Genomic DNA, 12,018 nt, shown 5'->3' on the forward strand with positions numbered 1-12,018 from the left:
TCAGCGTACTTAGAAGTTCATGCCAACGCTCAGTGCCACGAAGTCACGGTCGTCCACCGTGCTGTAGTCGCCACCGAAGAAGTTGGTGTAGTTCAGGCTCGCGGTGTAGGTGTTCTGGTATTCGGCATCGAGGCCCAGGCTGACGGCCTTGCGCCCCTGCTCGAAGTTGCCGCCAGGGCCCGGCGAATAGCCTTTCACATCATGGGACCAGGCCACGTTGGGCTTGAGGTTCACCCCGGCGAAGACATCCGGGTATTCCCAGATCGCCCGGGCGCGATAGCCCCAGGAAGTGGCGGTGGTGAAACCGTCGTTGTTGCAGTTGCTGCTGCGGTTGCTGGCATCCGCGCCGGGACCCGCGCCAGCGATCGTGCTGCCATTGAGGGCGGGGCAAAAACCGTTGGGCAAGGTGCCGGGCCCATAGACCGGATCCCGGCCGTAGCGAACCTTGTCGCGGCTTTCCAGGCCGCCCACATAGGTGATCCCGGCCTCACCGACGAGGGTCAGGCGACTGGCGCCCATGACCTGGTCGAAGAAATGCGTGAAGGTGGTCTGGAACTGGGTGATTTCCTTGCGGTTATAGCCGTTGATCGTCTGACCTGGCGAGCCCTTGAGGATCGAAGCATTCCCCAGGCCGGGCAATGGCGTGACACCGGCATACAGGATATCGGTGGAACTGATCTGCACCGGCGCATTCGGCCGGTAGCTCAATTCACCGCTCCAGGCGGTACCGGTGGGCAAGGTGGTGGAGAAACTCAAGCCATACAGGCGAATGTTCTCCGGGTACTCCATGAAGTAGCTGGAATTACCCGCCACCACCAGGGGGGCCGCCGTACCGAGGAACGGAGCACTATTGAAGACCGCCTGCGAGGCGCCCTTGGCACTGAAGATCGGCGCCCGACTGTGGTAGTTCATGAAATAGGCGCCGAACTCGGTGTCCAGCGGCTCGAAGTTGTAATGCATGGCCAAGCCGAACTGGCCGCCACTACTGGGATCCTGGTCGGGGGTACGTCGAACCAGGACACCTTCGCCGTTGATATCGACACCCAACGGCCGTAGCGCCGCTTGCTGGGCCGGGCTGATCGTGGCGGTCGAATTCAAGACCCGCAGGTTATTATCACAGCCATGCGAGGAGATATCCGACTGCGAGAAGAAGGTGCCGCAGTTATCGGTGACCGTCGAATCCCAGCCGATCTGGTAGAAGCCTTCCGCCGAGAGGTTATCGGTGAGGCTCTGGTTCATGTAGAACATGTTGACCGGAATCAGACCTTCCTTGATCTCGGCCCCTGGACGACGGAACGCCGACACATCGATCGGGTTGATCGAGTTGATCCCGCCACCGATAAAGGTACTTTCGCCCCAGCTCACCACCTGCTTGCCCAGGCGCACGGTGCCCGGCAGGTCGGCAACGCTGTAGTTGTGATAGACGAAGGCGTCGAGGATCTGCGCCCCGGAAGACCTGGCGCCTTCCTGGCGGCCGTCGTTGCTGACGTTCTTGAAGTCGAGGTCCTGGTTCTGCAAGGCAAAGTCGTACCAGTACTTGCCACGCACGAACACGCCGGTATCGCCGGATTTCAGTTCAAGGTCATGCACGCCCTTGAAGATCTTCGAAAACGTGTCGCCGGCCTTGAAGTTCAAGTGCCCGTCATCGGAGGTCTGCGACAACCCCGCGCCGCCATTGTTGACGCCGATCAGGTTCTTGTTGGGATTCTGCGTCGACCAACTGGCCCCCAGCGACAGAGACGAGTCGAAGCTGCCCTCGATTTCACCGACATTGAAACTGACGCCAAAGGCGGGTCCGGCAAGCGTAGAGGCGAGACTGACGGCCAAGGGCAGTTTCGCCCGGCGCCAGAACGGGTTTAACGCGATCATCGACATACTCCATGTGCTTTATTGTTATGGCAGTGAGTACCTCCAGGAACGCCCCGGGCGAAAGGGAAGCAGACACTCCCATCCATCGCCCGCGGTGGCGGCGCGGCGTATCGCCGGCCGGCCCCACTCCTGAAAATCCGTCAGCGGACTATAGCCAGCAGCCAGTACCGCTTGATCCCTCTAAAGTGTGATTTGCACCCTGGGGCCACTGCACAAACAATGGGTTCGCCAAGCCGCTGAAACGCGGCGGGCAAGAATGACTGAAAATTCGGGTTCGACAAGCCAGGCATTTGCCTGGCGGGGCTGCCACGCCCTTTCGAGCGTGGCGGGGACACCTCAAAGGGTCGAGAGGAAACTGCTGTTGCTGGCCTGCCATTGGACGATATCGATGCGGATGCGCTTCTTGTCCAGTTTACCGACGCTGGTCTTGGGAATTTCCGTAACAAGAGCGATCTGGCTCGGGATCGCCCACTTGCTCAAGTGCCCCTGCTCGACGAACGGTTTGAGGTGTTCCTTGAGTTCCCTGGCACCGATCGCATGGCCTTCGCGCAGGACCAGCAGGGCAAACGGACGCTCCCCCCATTGCGGATCGGCAATGCCCACCACCGCGACTTCACGTACCGACGGGTGGCGGCTGACCAGGTCTTCCAGGGCCAGGGAGGAGATCCATTCGCCGCCGGTCTTGATCACATCCTTGATCCGGTCGCGGATGTCGATCACCCCCAGGCTGTCGAGGGTTGCCACGTCACCGGTGTGCAGCCAGCCGCCGGCCCAGAGCTCGGCGCCCTTCTGCGGTTCGTTGTAATACCCCTCGGTCAGCCAGGGCGCGCGCAGCACCAGTTCACCCTGGGTCTCGCCGTCCGCCGGGAGGAAGTTGCCGTCCTCGTCGACAATCGCCGCGTCCACCAATGGCCCGGGCACGCCGGCCTTGATCCGGTAGCTGGTGCGCTCATCCTCGCTGCCGGCCATCAACTCGTCGCTGAGGTGGGCACAGGACACCAGCGGGCCGGTTTCCGACATGCCGTAGGCGGCGGTCAGTTGAATACCCTTGCTCTTGGCGTTCTCATACAGCGTGCGGTTCAACGCACTGCCGCCGATGACCATCTTCCAACCCTTGAAGTCGGTGCCCTGGGCCGCCTTGGCGTTGAGCACCATCTGCAGGATGGTCGGCACGCAATGGGAAAAGGTGACCTTTTCCTTGCGCCACAGCTCCACCAGCAGCTCCGGCTCATAACGGCCGGGATAGACCTGCTTGAGTCCGAGCATGGTCGCCACATAGGGCAAGCCCCAGGCATGCACGTGGAACATCGGGGTGATCGGCATGTAGACGTCGTTGGTGCCCAGCAGGCGCACGCTGTCGATGCTGCCCATGATGGTCGCCTCACCCAGGGTGTGCAGCACCAACTGGCGATGGGTAAAGTAGACGCCCTTCGGATTGCCGGTGGTTCCGGTGGTGTAGAAGGTGGTGGCGACCGAATTCTCGTCGAAATCCTCGAAGTCGTAGAGCGGGCTCGCCGCCGCCAGCAGTTGCTCGTATTCGCCCACCAGGTTCGGCAGCTCGGCGCTCTTGTCCGTGGTGTCGGTGAGCAGCAGGGTCTTGTCCACCGTGGTCAGTTGCCCGGCAATCGCCTGGTACAGGCCGACGAACTCGCTGTTGACCAGCACGAAGCGGTCCTCGGCGTGGTTCATGGTGTAGAGGATCTGCTCGGGCGAGAGCCGCACGTTGATGGTGTGGATCACCGCACCGATCATCGGGATGGCGAACATGCACTCCAGGTAGCGATGGCTGTCCCAGTCCATCACCGCGACGGTGTCGCCGGCCTTGACCCCCGCCGCCGTCAGCACGTTGGCCAGGCGGGCGATCCGCTCGCTCAAGGTCGGATAGCTGTAGCGCAGCTTGTCGCGATAGACGATCTCACGGGTTTTCTCGTAGCGGCTGCCGGACATCAGCAAGCGCTTGATCAACAGTGGGTATTGATAAGCCCCTTCGGCGGGCGGAATGATACGAGTCTGCAACATGGAGCTTCCTTGGTCTGTCTGCACGGTCGTGGCTAAAGATAGGCACTCTAGAGCCGTCGCGCACTGACTAAATCACCCAAAGGAATGATTTGCAGACGAACGTGAGTGCTAGCTCACAGCCAGCACCCACGCAAACCTCCGCCAAGGCTCAGGCCGGCTGCCCGGCGGGCTGCTGGGCCGGGGTGCGCGGAAACACCAGCGCGGCGACAAACGTCAGCGCGGCAAAGCCCGCGAGGATCAGGTACAGGCCGGCAAACCCCTGCCGTGGCTCGACAAAGGCGATCAACGGAATAGCCGTCGCACTGGCCCCGAACGACAGGCAGTAGCGCAGGGCAAAGACCCGCGATTGCCACTGCGGCGCGACGAAGTTGGCGACCATCGCGTCATTCACCGTCACCTGGCCGAAGACCACGAACATCAGCGCCGCGCCCAGGACCATCACCGCCAGGCCATCGACGTAGGCCAGGCCGAACAACAAGGGCGCCTGGCACAGGGTCAGCACCACGAACGGCCATTTCAGGCTCATGCGGTCGAGCATCCGGCCGATGCTCAACTGCGCCACCGCGCCAAAGGCGTAGGCCAGGCTGACGATCACACCGAGCAACTGCGGCGAGGCAAGCCACTCGTGCAGGCGCTCCTGGAACAGCTTCGGGTAGGTCATGGTGGTGGCGTTGAACACCACCCCGCCCGTGGCCGTGACCAGCGCCAGCACACTGAACACCATGACCATGGAAATCTGCTGGCCGCTGGCGTTGCGCAGTTTCACATGGGGCTGCTGCGGAATCGGTTCTTCACGCACCTGCCAGGCAAACAGCACACCGAGCACGATCGCTACCGCCCCCGGCAGGATAAACGCCGAACGCCAGCCGAATTGCGCCACCAGAAAACCGGTGACCAGTGCTGAAAATGCCACGCCGAGGTTGCCCCACATGCCGTTGACGCCGATTTCGCGACCACGGTTCTGTGCGTAGCTGACCAGCATCGCGGTGCCCACCGGGTGATAGATCGCCGCGAAGACACCGACCAGGGTCAGCCCCAGGGTCAGCATCGGCGCCGTGCTGCTCAGGCCGGTAAAGATCGACGCGGCGCCGATCCCGAAGAAGAACAGCAGCATCATGCTCCGTCGACTCCAGTGGTCACCCAGCCAGCCGGCCGGTAGCGAACAGGCGCCGAAGGCAATGAAACCGCCCAGGGACAGGCCAATCATCTGGGCGAAGTCGAGGCCGAAGGTCTGGCCCATACCGAGTACGGCGGCGGGAAAAATCAGCATGAACATGTGATCGATCACATGGGCGGCATTGATGTAGCGGATTACGTTTCGGGGTTGGTTCATCACGGCACACACGTCAGGATTGTTATCGGTCCGTTATGCTAAATTGGCGACAAAACGCATTTCTGCCAACAAACTCATCAAACCAGACAGACTTGTAGAATCGGATATGTTAATCAGCCACTTCCTACACGGCCCTATCAGCGCCTACCCCCGCGACTACGTCGACGGCGCGCACCAGGAACTGCACGTCCATCAGGAAGCGCAGTTGCTCTATGCCGTGTGTGGGGTGATGCGCCTGGTCACCGCCGAAGGTGCGTGGATCATCCCGCCGACCCGTGCCGTGTGGATTCCACCCTGGGTCGAGCATGAGATTTTCATGAGCGGCGAGGTGCGCATGCGGTCGTTATTTGTCGCCGCCGAGTATTCGCCGAGCAACCTGCACGGCTGCTGTGTGCTGGCGGTGACGCCGTTGCTGCGAGAGTTGATCGTGCGTGCGGTACAAGGGCCTGAGCAGGCGAAAAACCCGCTGATCCAGCAACTGATGCTGGAGGAGCTGGCCGCCCTGGAGAACCTGCCGCTGCACATCCCGATGCCGACCGACCGGCGCCTGCAACGGATCTGCCTGGCCCTGCTGGAAGCCCCGGATCACCCCAACAGCCTGGAAGACTGGGCACAACAGGTCGGCGCCAGCACCCGGACCCTGGCACGGCTGTTCCAGCAGCAAGTGCAGATGAACTTCAATGCCTGGCGCCAGCAGTTGCGCCTGATGGAAGCCTTGCCACGCCTGATCGCCGGGGAAAGCGTACAGCACGTGGCCAAGATGTTGGGTTATGGCAGCGCCCGGGCCTTCAGTTCGATGTTTCGTCGCCTGCTTGGCGACAACCCGCGGGACTACCTGAATGCCTTGAATCAGTTCAGCGCGATCAATGCATCTCGGTGAAGGCCAGCTTCACACCGATGGCGATCAACACCGCGCCCATGGTCCGGTCGAACCAGTGCCCCATGCGCGCAAAACCGGCGCGTACACGCTGCTGGCTGAACAGCATCGCCACCAGGCAGAACCACAGGGCAGTGGCCACGGCCAGGTAAACGCCGTAGCCGGCCTGGACCAGTAGCGGCGTGTGCGGATTGATCACCACGGTGAACAGCGAGAGAAAGAACAGCGTGGCCTTGGGGTTCAGGCCATTGGTCACGAAGCCCGAGGTGAAGGCGCCGCGAGCGGTGCGCTCACCCACCTGCAAGGCCAGGTCGTCGCTCACAGGCTTGGCCGGTTTGGCACGGATAGCCTTGAAACCGATATACAGCAGGTAGGCTGCCGCCAGCCATTTCAAGGCGTTGAACAGCACGATCGATTGCGACACGATCAAGCCGATACCCAGCAGCGAATAGCCGACGTGCAGGAAAATTGCCGTGCCGACGCCCAGCGCGGTCCAGGTGCCGGCACGTCGACCATGGGTCACGCTCTCGCGCACCACCACGGCAAAGTCCGGGCCGGGGCTGGCCACCGCCAGCAGGTGAATCAGGGCAACGGTCAAGAATTCCGCCAGGTAGATGGACACGGCGATGGGCTCCTCGGTAACTGAATATGTCTGTTAGGCTTTCCACCTTACGCTTTCACCCGACAGCACAAAAGGTACAGTTGATGAGCAACTCCCGTCGCGCGGTATTCCTCGATCACCCCTCCCTGGATCTCGGCGATCTGGACCTCGATCCGCTGCGGGCCTGCTTCGATGAATTGCGCCTGTGCGCCAGCACCGCGCCGCAGGCTGTTATCGAACACCTGAAAGGTGCCAGTGTCGCCATCAGCAACAAGGTGCCCCTGAGCGCCGCCACCCTGGCCGCCTGCCCCGAGTTGAAGCTGATCCTGATCAGCGCCACCGGCACCAACAATGTCGACCTGGCTGCCGCCCGTGCCCAGGGTATTACCGTGAGCAACTGCCAGGGCTACGGCACGCCGTCGGTGGCCCAGCACACCCTGATGTTGCTGCTGGCCCTGGCCACTCGCCTGACCGACTACCAGAAAGCCGTGGGCGAAGGCCGCTGGCAACAGGCCAAACAGTTCTGCCTGCTGGATTTCCCGATTGTCGAGCTGGAAGGCAAGACCCTCGGCCTGCTCGGCCATGGTGAACTCGGCGGCGCGGTCGCCCGGCTCGCCGAAGCCTTTGGCATGCGCGTGTTGCTCGGGCAGATTCCCGGGCGCCCGGCTCGACCCGATCGCGTGCCGCTGGAACAACTGCTGCCGCAAGTCGATGCGCTGACCCTGCACTGCCCGCTCAACGAATACACCCGCCACTTCATCGGCGCCGCCGAACTGGCGTTGCTCAAGCCCGGGGCCTTTGTGGTCAATACCGCCCGCGGCGGCCTGATCGACGAACTGGCCCTGGCCGATGCCTTGCGCAGCGGCCACCTGGGCGGAGCCGCCAGCGATGTGCTGAGCGTCGAACCGCCGAGCAACGGCAACCCGCTGCTGGCCGGCGACATTCCACGCCTGATCGTCACCCCGCACAATGCCTGGGGCAGCCGTGAAGCCCGACAACGAATTGTCGGCCAGTTGGCGGAAAACGCCCTGGGATTCTTCAACGGAGCAGCGTTGCGGGTTGTCAGTTGATAGACTGCGGCACTTTTTTTCAGGGAGCAGACCATGGATCCGCGCAGTGAAGTACTGCTTCGTCAGGCCGATTATTTCCAGGGCAAGTTGTTGCTCGCCGGGCTGCCCGCCGACGACCTGCTCGGACGCCTGCCCAACGCCCACGGCTGGTGCTGGCATGCTGGCGATCAGGCGGCACTGGAGGCGCGCTTCGAAGGGCGCAGCCATTTTGGCGTGAATATCCCCGAGATCCCGTTCGACAGCGCCGTGGTGTTCCTGCCCAAGTCCAAGGACCTGACCGACTACCTGCTCAACGCCGTCGCCTCGCGCCTGCCCGGCGGCGAGGTGTTCCTGGTCGGGGAAAAACGTAGCGGCATCGAAGGCGCGGCCAAGCAACTCAACCCCTTAGGTAAGCCGCGCAAGCTCGACAGTGCCCGGCATTGCCAACTGTGGCAGGTCACCGTGGCCGAAGCGCCGGTTGCCAAGTCGCTGGAAAGCCTGGCGCAACATTACGAACTGGACCTGGCCGAAGGGCCGCTCAAGGTGGTCAGCCTGCCCGGGGTGTTCAGCCACGGCCGGTTGGATCGTGGCAGCGCCCTGCTGCTGGAGCACCTGGACAAACTGCCGAGCGGCAACCTGCTGGACTTCGGTTGCGGTGCCGGCGTCCTCGGCGCCGCCGTGAAACGGCGTTACCCGCACAACCATGTGATCCTGCTCGACGTCGACGCTTTTGCCACTGCCAGCAGTCGCCTGACCCTGGCCGCCAATGGCCTCGACGCCGAAGTGCTGACCGGTGACGGTATCGATGCCGCCCCCATGGGTTTGAGTGCCATCCTGAGCAATCCACCGTTCCATGTCGGGGTCCACACCGACTACCTGGCGACGGAGAATCTGCTGCGAAAAGCGGCCAAACATCTGAAAAACGGCGGCGAACTTCGGTTGGTGGCGAACAGTTTCCTGCGTTACCAACCATTGATCGAAGAGCATCTCGGACGCTGCGTGACCAAGGCCGAGGGGCAGGGTTTCCGGATCTACAGCGCCAAACGCGGCTGAAAAGAAGGCTTGCGCAATGGATTTTGCCTAGGCAGAATCCGCTCCGTCCTAGGGGAGTAGTCTCCCACGAGCGCCACGCTCGTCCGGCATGCGTCAACATACTTGGTCAACAGACCATGGCGCATGCGACCCAGGGTCCGCACAGACGGATCCGAGGTTTGACAAGACCTATGACACGCACACCTTACCCGGGGCGGGAAGGCTGTACGTGTCATAGCCGTGTCGACCCGCCCCTTAGGAAAACCTGATGCTGGATTCCCTGCTCGTCCCCACCGCGATCGTTGCCTTGGCCGAAATCGGCGACAAGACGCAACTGCTCGCGCTCATTCTGGCCGCACGCTTTCGCAAACCCTGGCCGATCATTGCCGGCATCATCGCCGCGACCCTGGCCAACCATGCGGCAGCCGGTGCGTTGGGGGCCTGGTTCGGCAGTTTCTTCTCCAATGCGGTGCTGCACTGGATCCTCGCGGCGAGCTTTACCGCCACCGCCCTGTGGACCCTGGTACCGGACAAGATCGACGACGACGAGACCACCACGGCGCGCAAGTTCGGCCCGTTCCTGACCACCCTGATCGCATTCTTCCTCGCCGAAATCGGTGACAAGACCCAGATCGCCACGGTGATGCTGGCGGCGCAATATCCGGAGCTGTGGCTGGTGATCATCGGCACCACCCTGGGCATGTTGATCGCCAACGTCCCGGTGGTGCTGGCGGGCAACTTCGCCGCCGACAAGCTGCCGTTGACCCTGATCCGCCGCCTGGCGGCGACGGCGTTCTTCATCCTCGCGCTGGTCGCGGTGTACAAGGCGATGCAGAGCAGCGGCTGGATCTAGATCCGTCTGGATGAGTAGGTTTGTGTGGCCAGCGGGCTTGCCCGCGTTGGGCTGCGAAGCAGCCCTAAAATCAGCAACTTCATAGTGCCAGGTAGAACACCGTCGCTGGTTTTAAGCCGAACGGGGCGCTGCGGCGTCCCGACAAGCCCGCTCGCCACAAGCTGCATCACCGATAGGCACGTAGTGACTCAGGACTTCCTGGCCTGCTGGTACAATGGCATCACCTTCGGAATCGCCGCCTCCAGCGAGGCAATCCGACTGGCGGACGCCGGGTGGGTACTCATGAACTCCGGCGGCGCACCTTCCGCCGCCTTGCTCATCTTGTTCCACAGGCTGATGGCCGCGTTCGGGTTGTAGCCGGCACGGGCCGCCAGTTCCAGGCCGATCAGGTCCGCCTCGTTCTCGTTGGCCCGGCTATTGGGCAAGGTCATGCCGTAGTTGGCCACGGTATCGGCCAGCGCCAGGCTGTCCTGCCCCAGGCCGAACAAGGCCCCCGCGCCCTGCTTCGCCATCTCGATCCCATAAGCCTTGGACATCGCCTCGCGACCATGCTCGCGCAAGGCGTGGGCAATTTCATGCCCCATCACCGCGGCGATCTCGTCGTCGCTCAGCTTGAGCTGGTCGATCAAACCGCTATAGAAGATGATCTTGCCGCCAGGACCGCAGTTGGCATTGAGCTCGTCACTCTTGATCAGATTGATCTCCCACTGCCATTGCGCCGCATCCGGACGGAAGATCGGTGCCTGGGCAATCAGGCGATTGGCAATCGCCTGGACCCGCTTGGCATTGGCACTGGTCTTGTCCAGCACGCCCTTGCCACTCGCCTCCCCCAGGGTCTTCTGGTACGACTGCGCGTACATCTGGTCGACTTGCTGGCTCGACAACATACTGAACATGTACTGCTTGCGCTCGACCCCGACCGCACCACCGTTGGTGGTATTGACGGCCTGGCACCCACCCAACAGCAAACTCGCGCTCAACGCGCCCAACACCCAAGCTCTAGCCATGAACAGTCTCCCTGAAAACTGCAGCTATCCTAGGCCGGGATTTGTATCAAATCCAGATACAAATGACGCATCGCGGGACCTCAGCCGGTTTTGAACCGCGCCGTACCTCAACCCGGCGTCAGGCACTCCGGTGCATTGAGCTTCGGATCGTTCACCAGGTTGGCCAGCACCCGCTCGCGCAGGGGCGCCTGGGGACTGGCCAGCAACGCCTGCAAATCCGCCATCGCGGTGGTTTCGGACAACCACGCCGTCTGCCCCGCCGCATCCAGGATCAGCGGACGGCGCTGACCGGCCGCCGCCTGGGTCACCACGGCGGTGCTCAACCAGACATGCCCCGCCACCGGATAGGCCTCCCAGATTGCCGCAAAGAACAAGCTCGAACCTTCGGCCGGGGTCAGCCAGTAAGGCCGCTTGCGTTGCGTACCGCGCCATTCGTAGAAACCGTTGGCCGGCAGCAGGCAACGCCGCTCACGGAACGCCTGGCGAAACATCGGCTGCTCGGCCAGGGTTTCGGCGCGGGCATGGGCCGGCGTGCGCGACAGGTCGGTCAACCAGGCCGGAGTCAGCCCCCAACGGGCACGGGCCAGCTCGCGCTGACCGTCAACGGCACGCAGGATCAGCACCGAATCATTCGGTGAAATGTTCCACTGCGCCTGCTGGTCGGCGGGAAAGCCGGGCAAGGCCGCGAAGGTGGGGTTCCAGCGAAACAGGGCATAACGTCCACACATGGGGCAATACGGCTCTTTTCAAAAACTCGGGCAAGCAGCACAAACGCGCTCCTTTGCAGCGCACACAGGCTAACAGACCAGCACGTCCGGGAAACTCTCCGGCTCATCGCCGGCCAGCGGCAGCGCCGCATTGTACGCGGCGATCAGCTCCCGCGCGCATTGCGCCTGATCATTGTCCACCGCCAGGGCCAACAAGCCGAAGACCGGCAACTCTCCCACTCCGCCCAGCAGGTCACGCCCCACCAGGTGTGCCTGAATCCCTTCGCTGGCGAGCATGCCCTGCAACAACTCGCCTTCCATCAGGTTTTCCGGCTCGTAGATACGCTGCATAGGGAGGCCCTCATCACTCGTTCTCGCTGTAAACGTCGAGCATCCATTCCTCGCCATCGGTCTGCAGGACAAAGGTAATCGGTCGACAGCACACCGCGCAGTCCTCGATATAGGTCTGGTCGCCGCCGGACAGATCCAGTACCGCCTCACCGATTTCACCACAATAAGGACATTCGTAACGCTCAGTTTCCAGCATCGCGGCCTCCGAAGTGACTTGTGCGTATAATCGCCGGTCTATTTGCAAGGCTATTTTATGTCTGGGCTTTATTTTCCAGACCGGGCTTTGTTATTTATCACTCAAACCTCTACTTACCCTAGCC

Annotated in this window: 12 protein-coding genes and 1 riboswitch; of the genes, 4 read left to right on the forward strand and 8 right to left on the reverse strand. The window is 62.4% G+C overall.

Annotation, left to right across the window (positions count from 1 at the left end; translation table 11 throughout):
• Window positions 1–9: 9 nt before the first annotated feature.
• From M5B99_RS06880 to M5B99_RS06890, 3 genes are all read right to left on the reverse strand, one after another.
• Complete coding sequence (locus tag M5B99_RS06880) at window positions 10–1,869, reverse strand: DUF1302 domain-containing protein (protein ID WP_248803318.1); 1,860 nt, start codon at window positions 1,867–1,869, stop codon at window positions 10–12.
• 336 nt (window positions 1,870–2,205) lie between these two features.
• Window positions 2,206–3,888, reverse strand: a complete 1,683-nt coding sequence (locus M5B99_RS06885; RefSeq protein WP_248803319.1) for a fatty acid--CoA ligase — start codon at window positions 3,886–3,888, stop codon at window positions 2,206–2,208.
• A gap of 148 nt (window positions 3,889–4,036) precedes the next feature.
• A complete protein-coding gene (locus M5B99_RS06890; protein WP_248803320.1) occupies window positions 4,037–5,221 on the reverse strand; it encodes an MFS transporter in 1,185 nt (394 codons plus the stop codon).
• 106 nt (window positions 5,222–5,327) lie between these two features.
• On the opposite strand from M5B99_RS06890, the gene M5B99_RS06895 reads away from it, so the two are divergent.
• Window positions 5,328–6,101: an AraC family transcriptional regulator gene (locus tag M5B99_RS06895; RefSeq protein WP_248803321.1), complete on the forward strand. Its 774-nt coding sequence runs from the start codon at window positions 5,328–5,330 to the stop codon at window positions 6,099–6,101.
• Here M5B99_RS06895 and M5B99_RS06900 read toward each other — a convergent pair.
• Window positions 6,085–6,714: a LysE family translocator gene (locus M5B99_RS06900; RefSeq protein WP_248803353.1), complete on the reverse strand. Its 630-nt coding sequence runs from the start codon at window positions 6,712–6,714 to the stop codon at window positions 6,085–6,087. The two genes, M5B99_RS06895 and M5B99_RS06900, sit on opposite strands and share 17 nt — an antisense overlap.
• 89 nt (window positions 6,715–6,803) lie before the next feature.
• On the opposite strand from M5B99_RS06900, the gene M5B99_RS06905 reads away from it, so the two are divergent.
• The 3 genes from M5B99_RS06905 to M5B99_RS06915 all read left to right on the forward strand — a co-directional run bounded on the left by M5B99_RS06905 (window position 6,804) and on the right by M5B99_RS06915 (window position 9,633).
• A complete protein-coding gene (locus tag M5B99_RS06905) occupies window positions 6,804–7,769 on the forward strand; it encodes a 2-hydroxyacid dehydrogenase (protein ID WP_248803322.1) in 966 nt (321 codons plus the stop codon).
• Window positions 7,770–7,802: 33 nt separating this feature from the next.
• A complete protein-coding gene (locus M5B99_RS06910) occupies window positions 7,803–8,801 on the forward strand; it encodes a class I SAM-dependent methyltransferase (protein WP_248803323.1) in 999 nt (332 codons plus the stop codon).
• A gap of 39 nt (window positions 8,802–8,840) precedes the next feature.
• A riboswitch (yybP-ykoY riboswitch) is annotated at window positions 8,841–8,939 on the forward strand.
• Window positions 8,940–9,048: 109 nt separating this feature from the next.
• Window positions 9,049–9,633: a TMEM165/GDT1 family protein gene (locus tag M5B99_RS06915; protein WP_248803324.1), complete on the forward strand. Its 585-nt coding sequence runs from the start codon at window positions 9,049–9,051 to the stop codon at window positions 9,631–9,633.
• Between the two features lie 188 nt (window positions 9,634–9,821).
• Here M5B99_RS06915 and M5B99_RS06920 read toward each other — a convergent pair whose 3' ends face one another.
• The 4 genes from M5B99_RS06920 to M5B99_RS06935 all read right to left on the reverse strand — a co-directional run bounded on the left by M5B99_RS06920 (window position 9,822) and on the right by M5B99_RS06935 (window position 11,894).
• Window positions 9,822–10,640 carry a M48 family metallopeptidase gene (locus M5B99_RS06920; protein WP_248803325.1) on the reverse strand — a complete coding sequence of 273 codons (819 nt, stop codon included), beginning with the start codon at window positions 10,638–10,640 and terminating at the stop codon, window positions 9,822–9,824.
• A gap of 107 nt (window positions 10,641–10,747) precedes the next feature.
• Window positions 10,748–11,368, reverse strand: coding sequence for an SOS response-associated peptidase (locus tag M5B99_RS06925; protein WP_248803326.1), 621 nt, complete (start codon window positions 11,366–11,368; stop codon window positions 10,748–10,750).
• 69 nt (window positions 11,369–11,437) lie between these two features.
• Window positions 11,438–11,698: a putative signal transducing protein gene (locus M5B99_RS06930; RefSeq protein WP_100941256.1), complete on the reverse strand. Its 261-nt coding sequence runs from the start codon at window positions 11,696–11,698 to the stop codon at window positions 11,438–11,440.
• 13 nt (window positions 11,699–11,711) lie between these two features.
• A complete protein-coding gene (locus M5B99_RS06935) occupies window positions 11,712–11,894 on the reverse strand; it encodes a CPXCG motif-containing cysteine-rich protein (protein ID WP_248798845.1) in 183 nt (60 codons plus the stop codon).
• Between the last annotated feature and the right edge of the window lie 124 nt (window positions 11,895–12,018).

The organism is Pseudomonas sp. MWU13-2100 (assembly GCF_023242365.1).
Lineage (GTDB): Bacteria > Pseudomonadota > Gammaproteobacteria > Pseudomonadales > Pseudomonadaceae > Aquipseudomonas.

What these genes read in the sequence shown, in the direction of transcription:
- M5B99_RS06920 (WP_248803325.1), bottom strand. Translation starts at nt 10,640, where the DNA reads ATGGCTAGAGCTTGGGTGTTGGGCGCGTTGAGCGCGAGTTTGCTGTTG.
- M5B99_RS06885 (WP_248803319.1), bottom strand. Translation starts at nt 3,888, where the DNA reads ATGTTGCAGACTCGTATCATTCCGCCCGCCGAAGGGGCTTATCAATAC.
- M5B99_RS06935 (WP_248798845.1), bottom strand. Translation starts at nt 11,894, where the DNA reads ATGCTGGAAACTGAGCGTTACGAATGTCCTTATTGTGGTGAAATCGGT.
- M5B99_RS06915 (WP_248803324.1), top strand. Translation starts at nt 9,049, where the DNA reads ATGCTGGATTCCCTGCTCGTCCCCACCGCGATCGTTGCCTTGGCCGAA.
- M5B99_RS06880 (WP_248803318.1), bottom strand. Translation starts at nt 1,869, where the DNA reads ATGATCGCGTTAAACCCGTTCTGGCGCCGGGCGAAACTGCCCTTGGCC.
- M5B99_RS06890 (WP_248803320.1), bottom strand. Translation starts at nt 5,221, where the DNA reads ATGAACCAACCCCGAAACGTAATCCGCTACATCAATGCCGCCCATGTG.
- M5B99_RS06930 (WP_100941256.1), bottom strand. Translation starts at nt 11,698, where the DNA reads ATGCAGCGTATCTACGAGCCGGAAAACCTGATGGAAGGCGAGTTGTTG.
- M5B99_RS06925 (WP_248803326.1), bottom strand. Translation starts at nt 11,368, where the DNA reads ATGTGTGGACGTTATGCCCTGTTTCGCTGGAACCCCACCTTCGCGGCC.
- M5B99_RS06910 (WP_248803323.1), top strand. Translation starts at nt 7,803, where the DNA reads ATGGATCCGCGCAGTGAAGTACTGCTTCGTCAGGCCGATTATTTCCAG.
- M5B99_RS06895 (WP_248803321.1), top strand. Translation starts at nt 5,328, where the DNA reads ATGTTAATCAGCCACTTCCTACACGGCCCTATCAGCGCCTACCCCCGC.
- M5B99_RS06905 (WP_248803322.1), top strand. Translation starts at nt 6,804, where the DNA reads ATGAGCAACTCCCGTCGCGCGGTATTCCTCGATCACCCCTCCCTGGAT.